This window comes from Marinobacter sp. EVN1 (assembly GCF_000475375.1).
GTDB lineage: Bacteria > Pseudomonadota > Gammaproteobacteria > Pseudomonadales > Oleiphilaceae > Marinobacter > Marinobacter nauticus.
The window spans coordinates 281131-303093 of the sequence record NZ_AXCB01000012.1 but is presented as its reverse complement, the minus strand read 5'-3'; the positions used below and the strand labels follow the sequence as shown (position 1 = coordinate 303093).

Below are 21963 nucleotides of genomic sequence, written 5' to 3'. Positions count from 1 at the left end.
AGTTATTCAGACCTTCCTTAGATCGTCTGGTTCAGCCTGAAGATATTCGTCTAAAGCTCTAAGCGCAGCGTTAAAATCCTTTCGGTTCGCGTTAACTGCTACTAGAGCTTTTAAATAAGCCGGTTTTGACTTTAGGCTTTTAGACAGTGATTTTAATAACTGGTGAGCTGCAGCCCTCCTGTCCGCGTTAATGTAGGTGTAAAGAAGCAGACGTAAAGCTGGGCTGTCTTCGCTTGTATCTACAAAATTTTCGAGAATAGAAATTACGTCATCATAGCGCCCAATTTGTTCAAGAAAATTTGCAAGCATGAAACGTTCGGCAAAGCGTGACTCTTCTCCAAGATTATTAATCGCCTTAGTTAAACTCGAATCAAAGTCCGAGGGGCTATGAGTCCGTTGAAGCTTGGCAAGCTCTATAAGTGGAATAATGCTAGATGGGTACTCATTGACAAGATGCTTTGCCCGCTCAAGAGCTATGTCGTGTTGCCCTTCGTTTATAAAGGACTCAAGAATCAATTGATCTGCGACTAGCCTCTGATGCTCCGAAGCTGAAGAGAAATCAATTTCCTCAATGAGATCCCGGGCCCGCTTGGGTTCCTTACTAACGAACGTTTGCGCAAGCATAATGATCAGCCCAGGTCTTTGCGATTGACTGTCAATTAACTGCTGAGCGGCCTCCAGTTCTCCTGTCTCAAGGTACATTGCTGCTCTTAATTCGCGGAGCTCTTCTGTGTTTGCACATCGTTCGAGAGCCTGATCCAGTACGAGGGCAGCCGCGCTGATTTCACGAAGTCCCCACAATGCGACAGAAAGATTGTGTGGGAGTGAAGTATCAGTCAGGTAACCTTCTGTTTCGAGATTTTCACTCCAAAGTGATTGCAGAACAGCCACCGCGTCGCGCAGATCTCGAATTTTTACATCACTTCCCGATGCAGCTCCAACAATCATATCTTGGGACAACATTGCTTCATCTAAAACAGCCTCCGCTGCCCGGCGTTGGAGGTGTTTTTGGTCGGCGTGGTTTAGAGCCGCAGAACGCGCAAGATCCCGCCAGGAAGAGTCATTCCGGCGAGCATAAAAATTTATAGCGCTTGCGAGGACCTCAGGCGCGTCCCGGAGGGGTTCGGAAACCAGAGACAACGGGTCTGATACGGACTCGTCATGAATGTGACCGGCGATTAAATAACTGGCGGCAGCTGCATTATTTGGATCACTTGCTAGGGCTGTCCTAGCGACATTAATTGCGTTTTCTGGTTCATTCAAGATCAGATAAGCGAGTGCGGTGTTGGCAAGGCCCAACGGGTCGTCTTCAACAATGCTTTTTGCTTCAAGAAAACTTTCTGCCGCTAACTCATCCTCGCCAAGCTCAAGTTGGGCTGCGCCAATATTTGTAACGATACGAAAGCGTATCCGATCACTTGCCGACTCCCAAATTCTTCCTTTTAAAACCTCCAAGAGATCCTTGGCGGTTCTAGCCTTACCTCGTTGAATGAGGTCGCGATAGCCGTCAATTTCGCTATGAATGTTCTGGTCGAGTGCCTCCGTGGATGCAGACGCCTTATCGGTCGCGTTCTCCCCAAAGTTGAATTTTTCAGCAGCCATTTGCTGCAATAGTTCCATCATCTGATCATGTTTGGCGTTTTGCACCTGCTGATTCGCGATGCTTTGCTCACCAAGGGAGATCAACCTGTTGGTAAATGGATTTAAATCTGGGTGAAACGCATTGATTGCGGGGGGGTGTTTTGTGACCTCTCTTTCCAGAGTTCCCCAGCCCCAAACATCAACGGAAAACAGCCCTTCCTTCCGATGCTGTTCGGTTATCTCACGAGCAACTTGTTGAATCTTCTGGTCATCTGGAGCCGTAGTAACAAGAATGAGTTCTTTCAGAGGGGGACGAAATTTTTTCGCCTGGGCAACTTCATTCTGCAATTCGGCCTTTGTGACTTCTTGGGACTCCGATTTCTGTTTACATTGGACTCCAACCCAATGGTTGTCTTGTCTGTCACGTAGGCCAAAAATATCTACCCCTTTTTGAGACTGCCCGGCTCGACCGTGCATGGTAGTATTTGGGTCATTTAAAATGCATTGGAAAAGAATACATGTGTTGTTCTCAAAATCCTGCCAATTTTTCGGCTTCGGGATTGAGAACGAAGCGTAGTTACTCATGTTGCGACCGGCTCTTGAGAAGTTTGGATATGCGACGATCAGGAAAATTTGAGCACAGCAGAGTAGAAATGCTGCCAGCGATGTAGTCACAGACTCAGTGCTTAGAGTGTCTGCCAAGGCTCATAATTTCAGATCCGATTTGAAAGCACTTGTTTTGCCAGCAAAGCTGATGTCTAAAGCTTTCAAACTCCAGACGGATCACGCTGACTGACACAAAGTAATTAATCAACTAGGTAAGCTCTTATGCACGCTTTATCTGAAAAATGTGAGCTTCTGAAAAAGAAACTTGATCCCCCCTGTGGACACCGTCCGCTTCAGTACAAGGTCTCGGGCCGATTCTAACGACCGTTCCGGAAAACTCCACGCCACTGGATTCTATTTCAACAACAACATCAAATTCGTTACCGCTAGCTTTAAGCCGGACTTCATCACCAATTTTGGCAGGCCCCATATCAACGGGTGTGTCGCCTGAAAACATTATTCCACCCACACGTTGGTCCCAAGTAGAGTCGTCCACTCTATATAGTCCTCCAGTAGTTCGTAGATGGATCCGAATGTAGTATTGATGGGCATCGATTGCCCCTTCGAATCCACTCAGTATTATTCCCTTTAAAGTAGAATGATTTCATTCAACTAGCATCAGTGGAATTCAACGCCCTCTAAAAAGTGAGCTACATCAAACGTTAGCACATTGGTGTACACCTCTGTGGATTCGACACTTCTGTGTCCAAGAAGCTGACTCACGAACTTCAGCGGTCGCCCATGTAGCAGTAGGTGCACCGCGAAGCTGTGCCGAAAAGTGTGGCACCCGATCTTGAACGGCGGCTCTCCCCCCACCTGGTCGATCAGCCGATCGATGTTGGCACTGACCGCCTGGCGGGTTATCGGAAAGATCCGCTCGTCCTTCCGAAACTTCCCCATCCACAGGTAGCTCTGGATCCGGGTTTGGAAGTCCCGGTCGAGGATCGGGATGAAGCGTTTGGGCGAGCGTTGCAGGCTGCGTTTGCTGGGCCGCCCTGCCCCTTGCTTGAGCGTCTTGAGCACCACCCCGAAGTCGTAGCCGTCATCCATGAAGCTCGCCGGCGTGGTCGCCAGCACCTCAGAGACCCGGGTGCCGGTGCACCACATCAGATCCAGGATCAGCCGGTGCATGGGGTGGGTCTCGGCCTCCAGCAGCGTCAGCACCTCGGGCTTGAGGAGGTACCTGGGCATGGTGTCGAGGGTTTCCAGCAACAAGGGCCGCTTGTCGATGAGCCGGTCCCAATCGATGGTGACTTCCTGGATCGGGAACGAGACCAGCGGACGCTCCTGAAAGCCGAGCGAACGCGTATTTCGAGACGGGCGCGGAAATGACCGCGCGCTGGTGATGGATTTTGACATTTCCCCTCCGGGGTTCTGTCAATTTTGGCGTGGAATTACAGGCCCGGCCAAGCGCCCTCCTCCGATACGTTCAGTATGGCAAGCGCCAGGAAAACCGCAAGAAATCGGGGCCGGTTGACGAACTACCTTAAACTATCAAACAAGGCCAACGCATCTTCCCTCGACGAGACGATATATGTGAACGGTTTAGGTGAGTACTACTCTTCACCTCCGTGATAGGCGCAGGTGAGTATACTTTGTTTGCCTTGGGCCCACTAAACTCATCAGATGGCCATTCATTCGACGACTGCGCCCGGTATCTCATGCCTGATCGTGCTGACGTTGATTGGCTCATGAACGGCAGTTTCTGTTCCATCGGCTCCGGTGCATCGTTCATCATGGCGGGCAATAAGGGCCACCGGCACGACTGGGTTTCCGCGTTTCCGTTCTTGGATATGGCAGAAGAAGCCGCCTTCACCGGTGCCTCAAATGGCTTTCAGCAGGCTGATGACCTAGTGGGACTAGCCGCTGGACGACATTCAGACTGCGATGCCATTACTCTGCTCTGGTAACATCCGGGATCTGTATCACTATTGGCAGGAGTCCGTCCGTTCATGAATCCCCTTCTAGTGCTGCTGTTTCTGCTCTGGAGCGGCTTTGCTCTGGCAGCAGCCCCTGCCTCCCTGCCAGACGAGCTTGCCGAGGAGGCCGGCATGCTAGGAGGCATACTCAGTGATGGGCGAGCGGTTTTCTATCCCGAAAGTGCCTCTTACCTCCCCCTCTCATCGCTGAGTGGCCCCGGGTACAGCAACGGTGTTGCCGTGCTCATGACTCTGGGGGGCTGGGGAGGCGGAGCAACCAACAATCAGTACCTTGCCTTGTACGCGATCAACGACAGTATTGCTGGTATGTCGCCGGTCAAGACCTACCGCTTGCTTTCTATTCGTCTCGTTGGGGGCAAAGGTGACCGTCTGTTCACTGGCGTTCGCGAAACCGGAAAAGGCCTCGTCCTGTCCGGATTTAGCTATGCGGCTGAAGACCCGCTCTGCTGCCCGGCCGAACCACTGGAGGTCACCTTCACCTTCGGGGCGCGCGGTGAGCTTGTCCCGGCAGCCTCTCCAACACTCGGTAAAGAGAGTGCTCGATAACCGGGCCTCTCAGCTCCAGCCAAACTAAAAAATTCATACCAATCAGACACCTCTCTCCGGTATTCTACCCCGGCGCATCAGGGTTGGTTCCTGGTGGCCATATGACTGACAAGGCCTTCCGTCAGTCTCATCGCCTTATAATGAAGATCCATAAAGGGAGTTTTGTGTGAAGTATTCATTGTCCTTGCTGTCTGCCACCGTTGTGGCTCTGGGGCTGGCGGGGTGTTCCACCCCAAAAGTGGTTGATAATACGCCGCTGGTAGACACAAGCGTTGTCAAAGCCAAGTACATCATTGGTGGTTACATCCTTCCGGATTCCCACGGAGAGCAGGTTACTTACACCCTGGCCGACCGTCGCACCATCGAAAATACCGTCGAGTTTGATTCCTGGATGTCCCGGCAGATCTTTGGAGAAACCCACGAAGCGGATATCGCTCGCCTGGATAAAAACCTCCAGTGGCAGGTCGATCACACCCGGCAGAACTACGTCGAATGCCCCCTCAAGGGCTGCAGCGACCAAAGTATCTGGGAACAACTGGAAGACGGCGAAGCCAGTGAAGAAGAGGAAATGTACGATCCCTCGGGCGGCGATGCCTGCCAGATGACCACGTCTGAGTTCAGCTTTTCGGTGACGCCGAAGGATAAAGGCCGAGTCGTCAACGGCTTTTCAGCCGACCAGTTTGTTGCCCAGTGGAAGATGGTGTCACAGGATGAACTGGGGCGTGAAGATAAGCATGTCATGACCATGGATTTCTGGATGACTCAGACCGATCCCGCCATGCAAGACGTTTGGGGCATCAATGGCCAGTTTCAGGATAATTACCTGAAGGCCGTAGCCGACGCCAACAATCCCTTGTCGAAGTTCTTCACGGACAACGTGTATAAAGTCGTCGCCATGATTTCAGGTGATATTGAAAAGCAGGAACTGGACTCAGATTCCGAAGTTCTCAAAGGGCTGAGCCAGCTGGAGGGTTACCCGGTATCCATTAAGCTGGAATGGTTCGCCGACAACCAGGCCTGTCAGCAACAGAAACAGGCGACGTCTGGCACTGGCGGGTTTGACGTGAGCGATCCTGTCGGCTCCCTTGGCAAACTGGCCGGGAACATGCTGCAAAACGCGGCTGAAGACAAAGCCAAAGACTACATGGGATACGGCAAAGATAAGCCGGTTTTCACCTACATCTATGATGTCACCAGCGCACAGGTTCAGCCTGAGCGGGCAAGCCGCTTTGAGGTTCCCGCCAACTACAAGCTGGAGAACCGCCGTTAAGGCCACCCTCCCTGCGCGCCCTGAAATCAAGAGCTGCCTTCGGGCAGCTTTTTTGTTCCTGCTTCAGAGCGAAGGCAATCTGCTCTTCGCTGCAACGGGATCGTTTCAGGACATAATTTCCTGCTCAAGACTCTGTCATGCCGGATTTTCTGATCTAAAATGGGCCGAATTTTTTGGATAGGCTCAATAGCATGCGGCCTCAAAAGAATGGAATCTCGGATTTGTCGGGCTCATCGAGGTCTAATAATCAGCGAACTCTGACGCCTGACAAGAGCGCCTCCCCTCGCCTCGATGGCCTGGATCTTGCGCGCTTTGTCGCGTTTTTTGGGATGGTGATCGTTAACTTCAAGATTGCTATGGGTGCCGAAAGCGACACTGGCGTGCTCAGTTTTCTGACTCGCGCTCTCGAAGGGCGCGCTGCAGCAACTTTTGTCGTTTTAGCGGGCATTGGCCTGGGGTTGGCAGCATTACACAGCGATCTGGAACAGACGGTATCTGTGACAATCAAACGAGCGATATTCCTGTTTGTTATCGGGCTGTTGAATTCTCTTGTTTTCAATGCGGACATCCTGCACTACTACGCCTTTTACTTTCTCTTCGGTGTGTTGCTGCTATCGCTCAGCAATCGCTGGCTGGTCACCAGTATTGTGCTATTGAGTACTCTGTTCGTGGTCATGGTGTTGTCGCACGATTACGACAAAGGCTGGAACTGGGACGACTATACCTATTCCGACATCTGGTCGCCGGCGGGATTTATCCGTAACTTGTTTTTCAACGGCTGGCACCCGGTGATTCCGTGGCTAGGTTTTCTGCTTCTCGGCATTGTACTCAGCAGGCTCAAGCTTGCGGAGCGCGGTGTCCAGCATCGTCTGATCCTGTTCGGGGTCGCCGCCTTCGTTGTCGCTGAGGCATTGAGCCTGGCGCTAACGGACGCTCTCAACGCAATTGATCCAGAGCTTGGCATATTCGCCACCACCGAGCCCGTACCGCCAATGCCTCTCTATCTTCTGGCAGGATCAGGAGCCGCGAGTGCAGTGATTGGTCTTTGTCTTCGGTTTTCAGGCCAGTTGGAAAAACTCGGTTTGCTGCATGTCGTGACGCCGGCGGGGCGCCAGACTTTATCGCTCTACATCGCTCACATTTTGGTGGGAATGGGAACGCTGGAGGGACTCGGCATGCTAGGCGGTCAAAGCCTTGTAACCGCGCTTTTCGCGTCCGCATTGTTCTGTGTGGTCGCAACAATCTATGCCTTGATATGGCATCGATTCTTCAAGCGCGGGCCAATCGAAGCGCTCATGCGAAGGGTTGCCGGGTAGATGGATCACTGCCAAAGGACTCCTTGAGTCGGCCCTGATTCCCTCAATGAAAAACCACCCCTAATCCAGACCCCGAGACAGAAACCAGGACTGAAGAAACTCAATGCAGCTAAGCAGTTTTGGCTGCGTATACTGCCGGTTCGGGTAAAGCGCGTATAACGTGAGGTCCGGGCGGTTCACCTTCGGCAGAACTTCCAGCAACCTGCCCAGCTCTATATTCTCTTGCCGCTCTTCAGGTGAATGAAACCAACACCAGCAGGCTGAAAAACACACTGATCACAATCGTCAATCCGGAAACACCATCTGTGTCAGCGCCACCCCATAGCCACCGCCTTAACGCTTTCAGAAAACGCTTTGGCGTGTAGATGTTTTTGCGATAATTGCTCTCGTAATAGTGCTGAAGGAACAGCGGCATGGACCCCCTATCGAAGCGATACCAGAGCTTAAGAACGCCAACGATATCCTTGCGACAGGCCCAGGCTCGAACAGACGATGGAAGCCAGCTCAAAGGTATAGCGGAACCAAAATCAATGATCGCAGGGTCGCCGTGCTCCGAAACCAGAATGTTTCCGGAATTGCCGAGGTCCATGTGCGCCACTCCATGCTGATGCAGGGTTTTCACATCACTGAAAAGTCGAGAGAAGAAGCCGCCTGGAACATTGCCGCTTTCCGCAACGTTCTTTATAGGCCGCCCCTCTATCAGGCGATAATGGACTGTGGGCGAGACGTCTGATGGCCGAGAGACTTGATCAGGCGTGAAATCGAGGTGTTCTACTCTTCTCAACATCCTGAATTCGTGAGATGCGAGAAATCTGAAATAGTTCCCGAGAAGGCCCCGGGAGAATCTGAACGCCTTGTAAATGTGCCTGTTGCCGCTGTTATCGACGTTTACAGAGACGATTGGCTTGTACCATTTCTGGCTACCGGAATCATCGAGTGCTGCCGAATTCCAGCGTGAGTCAACAGATGGGCAGTTTGTTTGGCCGCTCATTCCCCCTCCAAATTGCAGGATATGCAGGTTGTTGGGCAAGCCGACCGCATAAACTGCGGTTTAACCAACCCTTTGCCAATGCCGCGACTTGCGACACCTGCACAGGATTATTGGAGGTTTTCGGGAGGCTGAATAATTCTGTTGCGGTATCTTTATCATCACGAAAAGTGATGACTCAGCTTCTACACGTTTCAGGCAATCGCTTTTACGGTCGAATGGCCACATGGCGAGCTGGTCATAATGTCATGCCAGCGTTCGCGAAGGAGCCGTTCAACGTGGTTCCGCAGCCAGACAATTCCGGGGTCACGGTCGTGGCGGGTGTGCCAAATGAGGTAAAGACTGGTCGGATCTACTTCGAACGGTAATTGCCCCATCCATAGGCCGTCCACGAAGCCGCAGTCCTGGCTGATCAACTCCGGAACTGCAGTAATGAGGTTCGACTCCCTGAGAATCTGGGGAACAATCGAAAAATGGTTAACTGTGGCAGCAATGCGCCTGCTGAGCCCCTTCTGGTCAAGGTAACTGTCCACGAAACCATGGGCATCCCCTGACATTGTCACAAGCAGGTGTCGGGCCTCAAGGAATTCCTCCATGGTGATCTGCCGGCCGGCAAGCGGATGGTCGGCACGCATTGCCAGAACGTATCCACCTTCAAACAACCAGGTGCTTCGCAAGCTGTGATCGTGCTGGGTAAGCATACCTACCGCCAGATCCACATGGGCTTCGCGCAGATCCTCGTACGTACCTTCCGGCGTGTACGGCACAGCGTGGACGTCCACTCCCGGCGCGTCACGTTCCAGCAATTCAATCAACTGGCGCCAGATCATTTCAACAGTTACATCCGTTACGGCGATGCGAAACTTTCGCTTTGATGTGGCCGGATCGAATTGAGTCGCACTCACCGCATTGGTTAGCGCATACATGTGATCGCCAACCTGGTGCCACAGACTGAGCGCATAGGATGTCGGTTCGATGTTTCGGCCTTTTCGCACGAACAGCGGGTCGTTCCAGATCTGGCGCATCCTTGAGATCGCATTGGATACGGCAGGCTGGGTCATGGCAAGCCGGTCTGCAGCGCGGGTCACCGAGCGCTCAGTCATAATGGCGTCAAATATGTACAACAGCTGAAGTTCTTGTGTCTTCATTTAACGTTCCTGATCCTGAGCACCGGTCAATTCTGGCTGGCAAATGACTCGACCGCAATTGCGGCATTCCGTCAAAGGCGATGTTCACCACTCAAACGAAGAAGCCCCCGTTCAGGAGGCTTTTATGTGCATCAAAGGTGGCCTTTTACAAATGCCCGTAGCTCACTGAGACTGCCAGCCCCTGTCTTTTGGGCAACAACACCGCCGCCCTGGAACAGGGACAGAGTCGGAATGCCCCGGATACGCATTTTGGCAGTAATGTCCGGGCTGTCATCCACGTTTACTTTGGCAATCGTCAGTTGTTCACCAAACTCGTCTGCGATTTCCTCAAGCATTGGTGCAACCGTCTTGCAGGGGCCACACCAGGGCGCCCAAAAGTCCACGAGCACGGGGCGATCGCTCTTCACAACCTCCTGCTCAAAATTCACATCGGTTACTTCTATTATGCTGGTCATCGGCAAATCTCCTCCATTTGAACCTGATTCAAACATTGAAGCTTTCTGCCCGTGAAAACCAATTCCAGGACTGTATAAGTTCCATTTCCTGCAATGATGATTTCCAGCCTGCCCCTTACAACCGCTTGCTACGTGCCACCCCAACCGGCACCAGACAGCGGGAAATCACAGCCAACTCCGAAAAGTGTGCCGAGAAACCTGGTCAATTTCCCGTTTGCGCTCGGGGCTGATCAAGCGCGCTCACTCAAAATATTATTCATGCTTATGGATAAGTAGTTATACGTGCACTCCATGACCTGAAAGCATCAACACTCATCACCAAACATGATGTATTGCATACCGTTTGGGAATTATTTGTTTCGACTTTACAGCTCCATACTTCGCTCCATCTGATATCGAGTCCATTGGCGACACCGGTATGAGCACTAACCCATCGAACTTTGGAGAACGTGTTATGCGTAAATTTGTACTCATCACTCTGGTTTCACTCTTTGCAGCCGCAGCCCTGCCCGCCAACGCAACCCTGGCAGACCGCAAATCCGATGAGGGCCGCTCGGAGCAGGCTCAGCCCGCCCCCTATAGCGGACAGATCGTGATTCGCGGTGAAATTCAGGATCGCGACGCGGAGAGCCATGCAGCCAAACCGGCCCCATACAGTGGTCAGATTGTTATCCGCGGCCAGGTTCAGCCCGAAAGCCACGGTTGAGCTTTAGCTGCTTCATTTGCGTCTTGGCACCAGGGACGGTGCGTTTTTGGTTTCGAAGCAACGTATAAGCCTCCCGAGCGATCTCCTCAACATCAAGACTCAGAGCGAGGTCGCTTGAGCCCAGGGTCGCCATCGGAACGAACGCCGCATCCAGTGCATCGTCGGCGGCTATCGGCTCACCCTCCTCCCAATGACAGAGAACGGCGATCAGGACGAAGTGGGAACGAAGATGCCCTTCATCCCCGACGTCGTAGGCATCCACGGCATTGAATACCCTGCCGGCGGTCGCCCGAATGCCGGTCTCCTCGAACAGTTCCCTGACAGCGGCGGCTTCGATCGTCTCTCCCAGTTCCATTTTTCCACCCGGAAACCCCCAGCGACCCGCGTCCGGCGGGTTAGCACGGCGCACCAGCAACACTTCATCGTTCCTGAAAAGCACCGCAATCGTCGCCACCACCGGGTGCATATATCTGTTACTCCGAAGCTCACTTTCGGTTGCCGCAGCCATAAAATGCTCACCTCGTCGTTGTTCGTCAGGTATGCGGGGCAAATGTCAGCGCGGTACCTGTGAGCAGCTTGCACTTCGCTGATCAGAATTTTCGTGGGGTGCGCACTCAGCTTTCACGCAACAAACGCGCGGCTGGCGGACCCGACAGCGCAACAAAACCCGGCGAGACACACGCCAGGCACCGCCAAACAGTTCGGCGAAAAATTTGGCACGTAGTCGGGCGTTGTCACGTTCGATTTCACGGATTTTCGGATCCGGGTTATGGAAGGCCATTGCATCTTCTCCCTGCTCCCTGAAAGCTTAGCAAAATCGAGGCAATGGTGGCGATTTCGGCATGCGCCACATTCGGGCAAATGAAAGCCACTACAGAGACTGATGCAAAAGGTCTAGCTGGGAATCGCCCACCAGCGTTCTTTCGCGCTCAAAGATCAGCCAGGTTCGGACCCGGCTCTCTATCTGATTTCTGTTGCGACAAATCCAGGTGTAGCGGCCGGCAGGATCAGAGACACATTCCATCTGTGCGCCGTGTTTACGGGCAATCGCCATGTGTCGCTTGAATGTCCGGTCAGGCATGTTGGCATAACGTCTTCGGATCTCATCTGAAGTCAGATCAGCGTTATCCAGCACGGTGGTAATGAGCTCAAGGGTGGTCTTGAAATCGCGGTACATAGACTCTCTGGAAGCGTCATGCCAACAAGTGGCACGAGCTTCTGCCGGTGCCAGTTTCTGGCGTAGCCGGGGGCGAGCGGTAAAATCGCAGCCTGGGCACGCCAAAGCGGGCGCCAATTATAGCGATGCCAGCTGCTGGCACAAGTGACGCGCCATGCCGATAACTGGCACACCCTTTCGGGCATGCCAGCATTTGGCACGCAGTGACGGCAAGAGAGATGATGCTCGCCGCGGCCAGGCATTACCTGGGCCCGAGGAAGGTTGATCGGGAGGTGACAGGCGCTCCCTTGCTGTCCATTGAGCTGACTTCAAACTGAATACTCACATTGGCGCTCGAGAGAGATTCAGGCGGATAGGTGACGGATACGGGGATCTCGGCTTTTTCCCCGGGTTCCAGCGCCAGACTGCCTGGCCCCTGATATTCGCCATGCTCAAGTCCTACTGCGTCAAGTATAAAAAACCTCGCCTCGCTGTCCTTGTTTCTTACTTTCAACAGATAGCTGTTTTCAATCTGACCGTCTGCAGTAAACCGGTACATCCCTCGATCCCGCTCTACATCAAGGGTCACCAGCGGCCGGGACGCGACGCCCCAGGAGAACAAGGCGATCGTCGAAACCAGCAGGAGGAAATAGCCGATCAGACGAGGTCGGAGAACATGTGTCCGGCCACCGGCCAGTTCCCGCTCGCTCGCATAGCGAACCAGTCCCCGGTCGTACCCCATCTTGTCCATGATGGAATCGCAGGCATCAATGCAGGCCGCGCAGCCAATGCATTCCATTTGCAGTCCGTCGCGAATGTCGATACCTGTCGGGCAGACCTGAACGCACAACTGGCAATCAATGCAGTCTCCGAGGCCGTCGTCCGGGGCGCGCTGCTCACCCTTTCGACGAGAACCCCGGGGCTCTCCCCTCGCCGCGTCATAGCTCACTACCATCGAATCGGCATCGACCATGGAAGATTGAAAGCGGCCATAAGGGCACATGTGAAAGCAGACCTTCTCCCTGAGCCAGCCCGCATTCAAATAGGTGGCTGCGGTAAAAAAGAAGACCCAGAACGCAGCCCAGCCAGACGCCTCCAGGCTCACCAAATCTCCAACCAGGGCCCGGATCGGGGTGAAATATCCAACAAACGTAATCGCGGTAATCAGGCTGATTATGAGCCAGAGGCCATGTTTGCAGGCTCTTCGGGCTGCTTTATTTACACTTGGCCCGGCTCTGTCCAACTTGATTCTTCGGGAGCGATCGCCCTCGGCTAAGCGCTCTGCCCACAGGAATACCCAGGTCCAGACACTTTGTGGGCAGGCATAGCCACACCACACACGGCCGGCCCACATCGTGATAAAGAAGAGTCCGAATGCGCATATCAGAAGAATTGCCGATAACAGAATGAGATCTTCTGGCCAGAACGTGGCTGAAAAGATATGGAACTCTTTCGCCGCCAGATCCCAAAGCACGGCCTGACGGTCATTCCAGTTCAGCCAGGCGACCCCAAAATACAGGGCGAACAGTACAGCTCCTCCGCAGAGCCTCAAGCGTCGATAAAGGCCCGTAAAGGATCGTGGCTGTATTTTCTGGTTTCCTCTGGCGCCAGGCGCCTGGTCGAGCTGTTTTACGGAAATGAGCTGGGTCACCGCTGCACCCCTTACCTGTCATCGGATGTGATCGAGTGGCGGCAGGATAGAGGTATTGGTTTATTAGGGGCAGGACCACATTTTTTGAAATTGATAGGGACAGATGAGGGTTTGTGTCAGGCCATCAGACTGGGGAGCCGCATTAATGCCTCAGCTCTGGCTCTCGTCCAGGGGTGCGCAAAACTGAGCCGTAAACAGTTTGAGAATTTCCCGGACATCGAAAAGAGCTCACCTGGAGTGATCACGACACCCTCCTCCAAGGCGCGGTTATACAGCTTTATGGTGTCAACATGCTCTGGCAATTCCAGCCACAGCGCCAACCCTCCTGCCGGAGAAGTTGCCCGAATCGGGACGGGCCATGTACCCAGCAAATCGAGCAACTGGTCTCGTTGGCGCTGCAGTTGCTGGCGGTATCGCCGCAGGTAGGCCGCATACCCGCCATCCGCGAAAAAATCTGCAACTCCGCGCTGAATGAACCGGCTACTGGCAAGCTGTGATGTAAGCTTCAGCCGAACGATGTCGTCGTGCCATCGCCCTCCGGATATCCAGCCCAAACGCAGGTCCCGGGAAAGCACTTTGGAAAGCGAGCTACAGTGGATGACCCTGTTCGGGTGGTCGACGGCTTTCAGTGTATCCGGCACGACCAGCCAGCCAGACTCGCCGTATATGTCGTCTTCTATGATCGCCAGGTCATGGCGTTCTGCGAGCTCTATCAGATGTACTCGGGAATGCAGTGGCATTGAAGCGCCAGTGGGGGTAGCAAACGACGGAGAGACCACGCAGGCTTTGATGTCCCAACGCTGCAATGTTTGCTCAAAAGCACCGACATCCAGTCCCGTTTCCGCCGATGCCGGAATCTCTACTACTTGAAGCCCCAGTTGTTCCAGCAACTGAAGAACGCCATAGAAACCGGGTGCTTCAACCGCAACGACATCACCCTTTTGGCATACCGCCATCAGCGCAAGGAACAGTGACTGCTGGCAACCAGACGTGATGCAAAGCTCATCTACTTCTGCCTGCCAACCACGTTTTGCCGCCCGCAGCGCTATCTGTTGCCGTAACGAAGGGTCTCCTGCCGGCTCATCATAGTATTGAAAGTCTCCGCGCTGGCGCCTCAATGCCCGGGAAATAGAGCGATTCAGCTGCACGATGCCAGCAGGTACTTCATTCTTGTCGGAGCCCGGTAGCAGATCGAAAGCCGCACTTCGGCTCATAATGTCCTGAAAAACCTGACTGACGGATACGGGCTGAGGCGCTTCCAGCGTTACGGGATGACTTGGGCTCTCAAATCGGTTTGGCGCCATGGACACAAAAAAGCCACTGCGTTCACGAGCCTCGACCAACCCCTGCGCTTCCAGACGCTGCAGCGCATGTTGAACGGTGATCTTGGCAAGACTATGGCTCTGGCACAGCGTTCGAATCGACGGCAAGCGTTCGCCAGGCTGCCAACGACCTTGCTGGATGCCTTCTCGTAGTTTTTCTTCCAGAACCTGGTATCTCGGAGGCTCGACTTTCATAGAGGTCTCATGCTCAACGATTGAGCTGTCTTCGTCTCATAGCATTCACGACACCCCGCAACCTGGAGGTAGTCCGGCGGGGGTGCCATTTGACACCTGTTCAGGCTGGTACGAAGCTTTAAAAACACCACACCTTTCAATCGCGCCCGGAGTTTATCATGAGCAATCTCGCGCCCGACACTGAACTGGATTGCCCCATTACCGATGAATGTGGCGCTATAGTCCAGCTTCTTCAGCCCAGAAACCGTGACCTCGGGGGCTTTTCGGTAAGGCGGGTTCTGCCGGTAATTGGCCGGAAAATGATCGGACCATGGATCTTTTTTGATCATATGGGGCCGGCCCATTTTGCGGCCGGGGATGGCATTAACGTGCGCCCTCACCCCCATATTGGCATTGCGACCGTCACCTACCTGTTTGAAGGTGAAATCCTGCACCGTGATTCGTTGGGCAGCCTGCAGCCGATTCGCCCCGGGGACATCAACCTGATGGTGGCCGGGCGGGGGATTGTCCATTCGGAGCGGGAACGCCCGGAAATCACAGCCGCCGACCACACGCTCCACGGTTTGCAGTTGTGGTTGGCGCTGCCGGAGGCAGACGAAGAAACCGAACCTGCGTTCTATCATTATCCCGGCGGTACAGTGCCATCGGTTTCCGTGAACGGCGTTCAGGTGCGGGTAATGATGGGAACCGCTTTCGGCGCCACGTCACCAGTCAAGACGTTTGCCGACACTTTGTACATAGAGGCGTGGATGAAACCGGGGCAGAAGCTTACCCTGCCGGACGCTGAGGAGCGCGGCCTGTATGTTGCCAAAGGAAAGCTGCTGGCAGGCGGAACGGAGGTGCCGGAATATTCCATGGCCGTTTTGGCCGCTCACGAAGGCGTGACTGTTGAGGCGATTGAGGATACCCGGCTCGCCCTTGTCGGAGGTGAACCCCTGGGCCGACGGTTTATTGAATGGAATTTTGTGTCCAGCCGAAAGGAACGTATCGAACAGGCCAAGGATGACTGGCAGAACCGACGTTTTCCCACCGTACCCGGTGATGAAGAAGACTTTATTCCCTTACCCGGCTAGAACCAGCGCCCAACCCGTGAGGCGTACTGGGTATAGTCGTCACCGAATAACGCCCGCATGTGCCGTTCCTCGGGTTTGATCTGGAAGCGATTCATGTACAGCATGAACAGTGGCAGTAACAGTGCGGCAAATACACTGCCCAGATACAAGCTCCAGGCGATGAGCATCAGCAGAAAACCCAGGTACATGGGGTTTCTGGTATAGCGATAAACGCCATCAATCACCAGGCTGGCCGACTGGTGGGGTGTACGAGGATCCACGGTGGTGCCTGCCGAGCGAAACGCCAGAACGCCTGCCAGGGCAACGCCGGCGCCTGCCAGCAACACCGCTGTGCAAAGGATGAGCCTGCCCGGGACGGCAAAGTAGCCCGACGGCAACAGTCTCGAAATTGCCCACATGGCCGCCCCGAAAAGGATGGCCAGAACGACGGGGGGAACTTTGAGTTCGAGTGCTTTCACTGTTTGTATTCGTCCCTGAGAACGCTCGGCTACGCTGGTATCTCTGATTGGATGCCCAAGGTTGAGTTCACGGCGTCCCGAATCTCACGATACCGCTCCGGATTGTTGATCAGTGTATCCAGATTGTCTTCAGGGAACATCTCTTTCAGTTTGGATCTTGCGGATTCTCCGGCAAATACCGTCGGGAACAATTGCTCCAGGGCCCGCAACATCACCTCAGGTGACACCGAGGCGCCCGGCGACGCCCCGAGCAAAGTGCCGTAGGTTTTGTCCTTGGACACAATAATTTCTGTGCCCATTTGGAGATCCCCATCCTTGATGATCTGAACCCGCTGGCCAGCCTCTATGGGCTTCCAGTCAAACCTGGAGCTCAGGCCCGGGGCGAACTTCTCCAGCGACTCCAGCATACTTTTCTCGCCTTTGAAGGTTTCAGAAACCAGGTATTTCACCAACGGGAAATGCTCCATCGCCACATTTAGCAGGCCGGGGATATCGTGCAGGCGCATGGCCTTCAGGTAATCAATGAATCCGCGCCCTTTTTCCAGAACGGGCTTGAACGAAGCAAAGGGGCCAAACAGCAAATAATGCCGGCCGTCAGCCACCCGCAGGTCCAGATGAGGTACGGACATAGGGGGTGCACCAACTTCCGCCTTGCCATAGGTTTTTGCGCGATACTGGCGAGCCTGCTCTTCGGTGATTTCCGCCTGCAGAAAACGCCCGCCCACCGGAAAACCAGTAAACCGCCGGGCAAACGGCAAATGACTTTTCTTGAGAATGGGGAAGGCACCCCCGCCCGCGCCAACAAACAGTATGTCGGCTCGATGCTGAACGGCAGCGCCCCGGGTTTGTGTTTCTACCAACCAGCTCCCCGCTGGGTTTCGGTGCACCCGCTTTACATGGACGCCATACTCGACTTTTACGCCCAACTGCTTCGTCGCGTATTCCGCCATCTGTTCAGTCAGGGCACCAAAATTCACATCGGTTCCCGTTTCCACAACGGTCGCTGCCATTTTTTCATTCCGGGGCCGGCCGTCCATGGTGTAGGGAATCCAGCTCTTGATCTCGTCAAACTCCTCGGAAAAGCGCATGCGCTCAAAAAAATGGTGAGCGGACATTTCCTTGAAGCGTAGCTTGAGTTCCTCGATGGACGGCTCGGAGACCAGAGTGCAATGGCGGGTCTGGTTGATGAAGCTTGTGGGGTCTTTTATCGCCCCTTTTTGTATCAGGTAGGCCCAGAACTGCTTGGCAACGTTGAACTGGGCGTGAATCTTCAAGGCCTTCTCCACCGAGATCACCTCGCCATCCACCGGCGTATAGTTGAGCTCGCAGTTGGCCTCGTGGCCTGTGCCGGCATTGTTGAAAGACCAGGAGTTGCCCGCGCCTGGGCTGTCCAGTCGCTCCAGAATGGTGATGTCCAGCTCGGGCGCCAGTTCTTTCGCCAGGGTGGCAAAAGTGGTTCCCATAATTCCTGCACCTATCACAATCACATTCATATGCCTTGCCCGCCCAAGTCCGTTTACTGAAGCTATTCAATAGAGTACCTGTACTGACGTTAGCATGCTTGCGGCAAACACGGAAAATTCATCGGTGTGGCACAGTTAAATAAAAATCCACGTTTTGGGTCTACCCGAGACATGCAGTTTACGTTAAGGTAAAGGCAAGCCTGAAATGATCCACACCAGATTCCCCCAGGTTGTCTACAATGACATTAACGACACGCCCACAAGGCGTGTTTTGTTTCCTCAGGCCAATACCCCAGGAAGAGGACTATGACAACAACAAAACCGAAAGTTGTGTATTCCCCCTCGTTTACCGATGGTGCGGAATTCCGCATTCCCACGTTCAAGCTCCTGAAGCAGGACGGCAAGCTCTATAAGAGTGCCAAGGCGCCGGATCTCGATAAGGATAAAGCCCTTCGCATCTACCGGGCCATGGTCACCACCCGGATTCTCGATGAGCGAATGCTGGCAGCCCAGCGCCAGGGTCGTCTGAGCTTCTACATGCAGTGCACCGGTGAAGAAGCCGCTGTGATTGGCAGCGCCGCCGCGCTGGATGATAACGACATGATCATGGCGCAGTACCGGGAACAAGGCGCCCTCGCCTATCGCGGTTTTTCCATCGACGAATTCATGAACCAGCTTTTCGGCAACGAGCTTGATTACGGCAAGGGCCGCCAGATGCCCGTGCACTATGGCTCGAAAAAGCTGAACTACATGACCATCTCATCGCCCCTGGCCACCCAGATTCCCCAGGCCACCGGCTATGCCTACGGTCAGAAACTGGCAGGAGACGGCCACTGCACCATCACCTATTTCGGCGAAGGCGCCGCTTCCGAGGGTGACTTTCATGCCGCCCTGAACATGGCCGCGGTCCATCGGGTGCCGGTTATTTTCCTGTGCCGGAATAACGGTTATGCCATTTCCACGCCAGCAGCCGAACAGTTTGCAGCCGACGGCGTGGCACCAAGGGCCTACGGCTACAAGATGGACGTTATCCGGGTAGACGGTAACGACGTACTGGCCATGTACGCAGCCACCAGTGCCGCCCGGGAACTGGCGGTTAAACACAATCGCCCGGTATTGATCGAGGCCATGAGCTACCGCCTTGCGGCCCACTCCTCCTCCGACGACCCGTCGGGTTATCGCAGCAAAGACGAGGAAGCGGTATGGCGCGAGAAAGACCCGATCCTGCGCATGCGCCTGTGGCTGGAAAGCAAGAAATGGTGGAGTGAGGACGACGAAAAACAATTTCAGGAAAATATGCGCCGGGAAGTGCTGGAAACCATGAAGCGGGCCCAGAAGCGTCCGCCACCAGCCCTCGAAACCCTGGTTACCGATGTCTACGACGAAGTACCTCCCATGCTGGCCGAGCAGTTTGAAAAACTGAAGGCCCACATTCGTCGATATCCGGATGAGTACCCAAAGAGCGCCGAACACGTTAAGGGAGGAGCGTGATATGACCAAGATGAATATGCTCCAGGCCATCAACAATGCCCTGGATACCGCCATGGCGGCCGATGAGAAAGTGTTGTGTTTCGGTGAGGACGTGGGCGTTTTTGGCGGCGTGTTCCGCGCTACCAGTAATCTTCAACAGAAATACGGCAAGTCCCGCTGTTTCAACACACCGCTGGTGGAACAGGGCATTATCGGTTTTGCCAACGGCCTGGCCGCCCAGGGCTCTGTGCCGGTGGCGGAAATTCAGTTTGCCGACTACATTTTCCCGGCCTTCGACCAGATCGTGAACGAATCGGCGAAATACCGCTATCGCTCGGGTAACCTCTTCAACGTCGGTGGACTGACCATTCGCGCGCCCTATGGCGGCGGCATTGCCGGCGGCCTCTACCACTCACAGTCCCCGGAAGCCTATTTCGCCCACACCCCGGGCCTCAAGATTGTGGTGCCGCGCAACCCACACCAGGCCAAGGGGCTGCTGCTGGCTGCCATCCACGATCCCAACCCGGTACTGTTCTTTGAGCCCAAGCGCCTCTACCGGGCGTCCGTGGGCGAAGTGCCAGATGAAGATTACCGCCTGCCCCTGGGTGAAGCGGAAATCACCAAGGAAGGCACCGACGTGACCATTCTTGGCTGGGGCGCCCAGATGGACGTGATTGACCAGGCGGTTGAGCGCGCTGAGAAGGAAGGCATTTCCTGTGAGGTGATTGACCTTCGTTCCATCCTACCCTGGGATGTGGAAACTGTGGCCAACTCGGTGCTCAAAACCGGGCGCCTGGTGATCACCCACGAAGCGCCGCTCACCGGCGGCTTTGCCGGCGAAATTGCAGCGACCATTCAGGCGCGCTGCTTCCTGTACCTGGAATCTCCCATTGCGCGGGTTACCGGGATGGACACCCCCTTCCCGCTGGTGCTGGAAAAAGAGCACTTGCCGAATCACCTGAAGGTCTACGAGGCCATCAGGGAAAGCGTAGAATTCTAGGCGGATATCAGGACAGGAGAACAAGCATGAGTGATTTTATTCTGCCCGATATCGGCGAAGGTATCGTGGAATGTGAACTGGTCAAATGGTTGGTAGCCGAAGGCGACGTCATCGAGGAAGACCAGCCGGTGGCTGAAGTAATGACCGATAAGGCACTGGTGGAAATACCCGCTCCCTACAAGGGCCGGGTTACGCGTCTCTATTACAAGGAAGGCGATATCGCGAAGGTGCATGCGCCACTGTTCGAGCTCGTGGATGAAAGTGACGATGCCGGGGCGCAGGCACAGGCTAGCACTGCAGAACCATCCCAGGTAAAAGCCGCGCCAGAAACTGAAGCCCAGCCGGAACCCGCACAAAGCGGGGAAGATAATGCGACTGAAGACTTTATTTTGCCGGACATCGGCGAAGGTATTGTCGAGTGCGAGGTGGTTGAATGGCGCGTGGCCGAGGGCGATGAGATCGAAGAAGATCAGCCGGTGGTGGACGTCATGACCGACAAGGCCATGGTTGAAATCACCGCCCCCAAGGCCGGCCGAATCACCAAGCTCTACCATGAGCAGCAATCCATGGCGCGGGTGCATTCACCGCTGTTTGCATTCATCCCGCGGGATCGCGAAGACGCCCCTCAGCCAAAGACTGAATCCAGGCCGTCGGCGGACGCCGCGCCTGCAAAAGCCACACCGGTGGCAACCGGCAATCGGGCCCGGATTCCGGCAAGCCCTGCGGTACGTCGGCTGGTGCGCGAGCACGAGCTGAACCTGAGCGATATCGCGGGTTCCGGTAAGGATGGTCGGGTACTCAAGTCAGATGTTCTGGCACACCTGGAGCAGCCCAAATCAGATTCCAGCGCCAATGACCGCCAGGTTGAACACAGCGCGGCGCCACGCCGCCACGCAGACGGCGATCAGCAAGTTCGAGTGGAACCGATCAAGGGCATGAAAGCGGCCATGGCCCGGACTATGGTTCAGTCGGCAACCACCATTCCTCACTTTATCTACAGTGAGGATATTGATGTAACCGACTTGCTCAAGCTTCGGGAGCAGCTGAAGCCGGAGGCCGAAGCCAAAGGCACCCGGCTCACGCTCATGCCATTCTTTATGAAAGCCATGGCCCTGGCTGTTCAGGAATACCCGGTACTGAACAGTCAGTTGAACGAGGATGTGACCGAAATCCGCTACCTGCCCCACTGCAACATCGGCATGGCGGTAGATGGCAAGGCTGGCCTGGTGGTGCCCAACGTCAAACACGTTGAACAGCTCACCCTGCTGGGTATTGCCGAGGAAATCGCACGGTTGACTGAAGCCGCCCGTTCCGGCCGCGTGAGCCAGGATGACCTCAAAGGCGGCACGATCACCATTTCCAATATCGGCGCATTGGGCGGCACCTACGCGGCGCCCATCATCAACGCACCGGAAGTGGCGATTGTGGCGCTGGGCCGCACCCAGAAACTACCGCGTTTCGATGCCAATGGTCAGGTGGTTGAGCGAGCGATCATGACGATCAGCTGGGCCGGCGATCACCGCATTATTGATGGCGGCACCATCGCGCGGTTCTGCAATCTCTGGAAGAGCTATCTGGAGTCGCCCCAGACCATGCTGTTACATATGGGCTAACGGGCT

General features: G+C 54.7%; 20 protein-coding genes and 1 pseudogene. 9 read left to right on the top strand and 12 right to left on the bottom strand.

The annotated features are described in order from the left end of the window. Positions 1-6 precede the first annotated feature (6 nt). The 3 genes from Q674_RS26465 to Q674_RS26460 form a co-directional block, all read right to left on the bottom strand. Positions 7-2166 (bottom strand): hypothetical protein, encoded by a 2160-nt coding sequence (locus tag Q674_RS26465; RefSeq protein ID WP_023008329.1) that lies wholly within the window; start codon positions 2164-2166, stop codon positions 7-9. A 241-nt stretch (positions 2167-2407) separates the two neighbouring features. Then, positions 2408-2683 (bottom strand): hypothetical protein, encoded by a 276-nt coding sequence (locus tag Q674_RS41050; RefSeq protein WP_152526054.1) that lies wholly within the window; start codon positions 2681-2683, stop codon positions 2408-2410. A 122-nt stretch (positions 2684-2805) separates the two neighbouring features. Next, the gene (locus tag Q674_RS26460; RefSeq protein ID WP_023008327.1) at positions 2806-3546 is read right to left on the bottom strand and encodes a tyrosine-type recombinase/integrase; all 741 of its coding nucleotides are present in this window, start codon (positions 3544-3546) and stop codon (positions 2806-2808) included. Positions 3547-3815: 269 nt separating this feature from the next. Between Q674_RS26460 and Q674_RS26455 the strand changes: the two are divergent. From Q674_RS26455 to Q674_RS26440, 4 genes and pseudogenes are all read left to right on the top strand, one after another. Beyond that, positions 3816-4043 (top strand): annotated as a pseudogene (locus tag Q674_RS26455) (type B chloramphenicol O-acetyltransferase); the annotation flags it as partial. A gap of 96 nt (positions 4044-4139) precedes the next feature. Continuing rightward, the gene (locus Q674_RS26450; RefSeq protein ID WP_023008325.1) at positions 4140-4673 is read left to right on the top strand and encodes a hypothetical protein; all 534 of its coding nucleotides are present in this window, start codon (positions 4140-4142) and stop codon (positions 4671-4673) included. A 166-nt stretch (positions 4674-4839) separates the two neighbouring features. Further along, complete coding sequence (locus tag Q674_RS26445; protein ID WP_023008324.1) at positions 4840-5943, top strand: hypothetical protein; 1104 nt, start codon at positions 4840-4842, stop codon at positions 5941-5943. A gap of 221 nt (positions 5944-6164) precedes the next feature. After that, the gene (locus tag Q674_RS26440) at positions 6165-7259 is read left to right on the top strand and encodes a DUF418 domain-containing protein (protein WP_227501180.1); all 1095 of its coding nucleotides are present in this window, start codon (positions 6165-6167) and stop codon (positions 7257-7259) included. A 232-nt stretch (positions 7260-7491) separates the two neighbouring features. On the opposite strand, the gene Q674_RS0120600 is transcribed toward Q674_RS26440, so the two are convergent. The 3 genes from Q674_RS0120600 to trxA form a co-directional block, all read right to left on the bottom strand. Continuing rightward, the gene (locus Q674_RS0120600; RefSeq protein ID WP_031209864.1) at positions 7492-8250 is read right to left on the bottom strand and encodes a hypothetical protein; all 759 of its coding nucleotides are present in this window, start codon (positions 8248-8250) and stop codon (positions 7492-7494) included. A 191-nt stretch (positions 8251-8441) separates the two neighbouring features. Continuing rightward, positions 8442-9395 carry a LysR family transcriptional regulator gene (locus tag Q674_RS26435; RefSeq protein ID WP_023008319.1) on the bottom strand — a complete coding sequence of 318 codons (954 nt, stop codon included), beginning with the start codon at positions 9393-9395 and terminating at the stop codon, positions 8442-8444. A 131-nt stretch (positions 9396-9526) separates the two neighbouring features. Further along, entirely contained in the window at positions 9527-9850 is a 324-nt protein-coding gene (gene trxA / locus Q674_RS26430) for a thioredoxin (RefSeq protein WP_014421609.1), read from the bottom strand. A 454-nt stretch (positions 9851-10304) separates the two neighbouring features. Between trxA and Q674_RS26425 the strand changes: the two genes are divergently transcribed. Beyond that, positions 10305-10556 (top strand): hypothetical protein, encoded by a 252-nt coding sequence (locus Q674_RS26425; protein WP_014421610.1) that lies wholly within the window; start codon positions 10305-10307, stop codon positions 10554-10556. On the opposite strand, the gene Q674_RS26420 is transcribed toward Q674_RS26425, so the two are convergent. The 4 genes from Q674_RS26420 to Q674_RS26400 all read right to left on the bottom strand — a co-directional run bounded on the left by Q674_RS26420 (position 10519) and on the right by Q674_RS26400 (position 14880). Beyond that, positions 10519-11064 carry an NUDIX hydrolase gene (locus Q674_RS26420; protein WP_014421611.1) on the bottom strand — a complete coding sequence of 182 codons (546 nt, stop codon included), beginning with the start codon at positions 11062-11064 and terminating at the stop codon, positions 10519-10521. The genes Q674_RS26425 and Q674_RS26420 overlap by 38 nt on opposite strands. Positions 11065-11427: 363 nt before the next feature. Continuing rightward, positions 11428-11733 (bottom strand): hypothetical protein, encoded by a 306-nt coding sequence (locus tag Q674_RS26410; RefSeq protein WP_014421613.1) that lies wholly within the window; start codon positions 11731-11733, stop codon positions 11428-11430. 241 nt (positions 11734-11974) lie between these two features. Beyond that, positions 11975-13363, bottom strand: a complete 1389-nt coding sequence (gene ccoG, locus Q674_RS26405; RefSeq protein WP_023008317.1) for a cytochrome c oxidase accessory protein CcoG — start codon at positions 13361-13363, stop codon at positions 11975-11977. A 116-nt stretch (positions 13364-13479) separates the two neighbouring features. Then, the gene (locus Q674_RS26400) at positions 13480-14880 is read right to left on the bottom strand and encodes a PLP-dependent aminotransferase family protein (protein WP_023008316.1); all 1401 of its coding nucleotides are present in this window, start codon (positions 14878-14880) and stop codon (positions 13480-13482) included. A gap of 158 nt (positions 14881-15038) precedes the next feature. Between Q674_RS26400 and Q674_RS26395 the strand changes: the two genes are divergently transcribed. After that, positions 15039-15953, top strand: a complete 915-nt coding sequence (locus Q674_RS26395) for a pirin family protein (RefSeq protein WP_031209862.1) — start codon at positions 15039-15041, stop codon at positions 15951-15953. Here Q674_RS26395 and Q674_RS26390 read toward each other — a convergent pair. Then, the gene (locus Q674_RS26390; protein ID WP_023008313.1) at positions 15950-16411 is read right to left on the bottom strand and encodes a methyltransferase family protein; all 462 of its coding nucleotides are present in this window, start codon (positions 16409-16411) and stop codon (positions 15950-15952) included. The genes Q674_RS26395 and Q674_RS26390 overlap by 4 nt on opposite strands. Before the next feature lie 29 nt (positions 16412-16440). Further along, positions 16441-17904 carry a malate:quinone oxidoreductase gene (locus Q674_RS26385; protein ID WP_031209861.1) on the bottom strand — a complete coding sequence of 488 codons (1464 nt, stop codon included), beginning with the start codon at positions 17902-17904 and terminating at the stop codon, positions 16441-16443. 276 nt (positions 17905-18180) lie between these two features. Here Q674_RS26385 and Q674_RS26380 point away from each other — a divergent pair, with 276 nt between their 5' ends. From Q674_RS26380 to Q674_RS26370, 3 genes are read left to right on the top strand one after another with little or no spacing between them, the layout of a single operon-like run. Continuing rightward, the gene (locus Q674_RS26380; RefSeq protein ID WP_023008311.1) at positions 18181-19365 is read left to right on the top strand and encodes a thiamine pyrophosphate-dependent dehydrogenase E1 component subunit alpha; all 1185 of its coding nucleotides are present in this window, start codon (positions 18181-18183) and stop codon (positions 19363-19365) included. Between the two features lies 1 nt (position 19366). After that, positions 19367-20344, top strand: a complete 978-nt coding sequence (locus Q674_RS26375) for an alpha-ketoacid dehydrogenase subunit beta (protein ID WP_023008310.1) — start codon at positions 19367-19369, stop codon at positions 20342-20344. A 26-nt stretch (positions 20345-20370) separates the two neighbouring features. After that, entirely contained in the window at positions 20371-21957 is a 1587-nt protein-coding gene (locus Q674_RS26370) for a dihydrolipoyllysine-residue acetyltransferase (RefSeq protein WP_023008309.1), read from the top strand. Positions 21958-21963: the final 6 nt, after the last annotated feature.

Coding starts and splice junctions, on each gene's coding strand:
- Q674_RS26460 (WP_023008327.1), bottom strand. CDS start 3,546: ATGTCAAAATCCATCACCAGCGCGCGGTCATTTCCGCGCCCGTCTCGA.
- Q674_RS26375 (WP_023008310.1), top strand. CDS start 19,367: ATGACCAAGATGAATATGCTCCAGGCCATCAACAATGCCCTGGATACC.
- Q674_RS26450 (WP_023008325.1), top strand. CDS start 4,140: ATGAATCCCCTTCTAGTGCTGCTGTTTCTGCTCTGGAGCGGCTTTGCT.
- Q674_RS26385 (WP_031209861.1), bottom strand. CDS start 17,904: ATGAATGTGATTGTGATAGGTGCAGGAATTATGGGAACCACTTTTGCC.
- Q674_RS26400 (WP_023008316.1), bottom strand. CDS start 14,880: ATGAAAGTCGAGCCTCCGAGATACCAGGTTCTGGAAGAAAAACTACGA.
- Q674_RS26380 (WP_023008311.1), top strand. CDS start 18,181: ATGACAACAACAAAACCGAAAGTTGTGTATTCCCCCTCGTTTACCGAT.
- Q674_RS26435 (WP_023008319.1), bottom strand. CDS start 9,395: ATGAAGACACAAGAACTTCAGCTGTTGTACATATTTGACGCCATTATG.
- Q674_RS26425 (WP_014421610.1), top strand. CDS start 10,305: ATGCGTAAATTTGTACTCATCACTCTGGTTTCACTCTTTGCAGCCGCA.
- Q674_RS26465 (WP_023008329.1), bottom strand. CDS start 2,166: ATGAGTAACTACGCTTCGTTCTCAATCCCGAAGCCGAAAAATTGGCAG.
- trxA (WP_014421609.1), bottom strand. CDS start 9,850: ATGACCAGCATAATAGAAGTAACCGATGTGAATTTTGAGCAGGAGGTT.
- Q674_RS0120600 (WP_031209864.1), bottom strand. CDS start 8,250: ATGAGCGGCCAAACAAACTGCCCATCTGTTGACTCACGCTGGAATTCG.
- Q674_RS26370 (WP_023008309.1), top strand. CDS start 20,371: ATGAGTGATTTTATTCTGCCCGATATCGGCGAAGGTATCGTGGAATGT.
- Q674_RS26420 (WP_014421611.1), bottom strand. CDS start 11,064: ATGGCTGCGGCAACCGAAAGTGAGCTTCGGAGTAACAGATATATGCAC.
- Q674_RS26410 (WP_014421613.1), bottom strand. CDS start 11,733: ATGTACCGCGATTTCAAGACCACCCTTGAGCTCATTACCACCGTGCTG.
- Q674_RS26395 (WP_031209862.1), top strand. CDS start 15,039: ATGAGCAATCTCGCGCCCGACACTGAACTGGATTGCCCCATTACCGAT.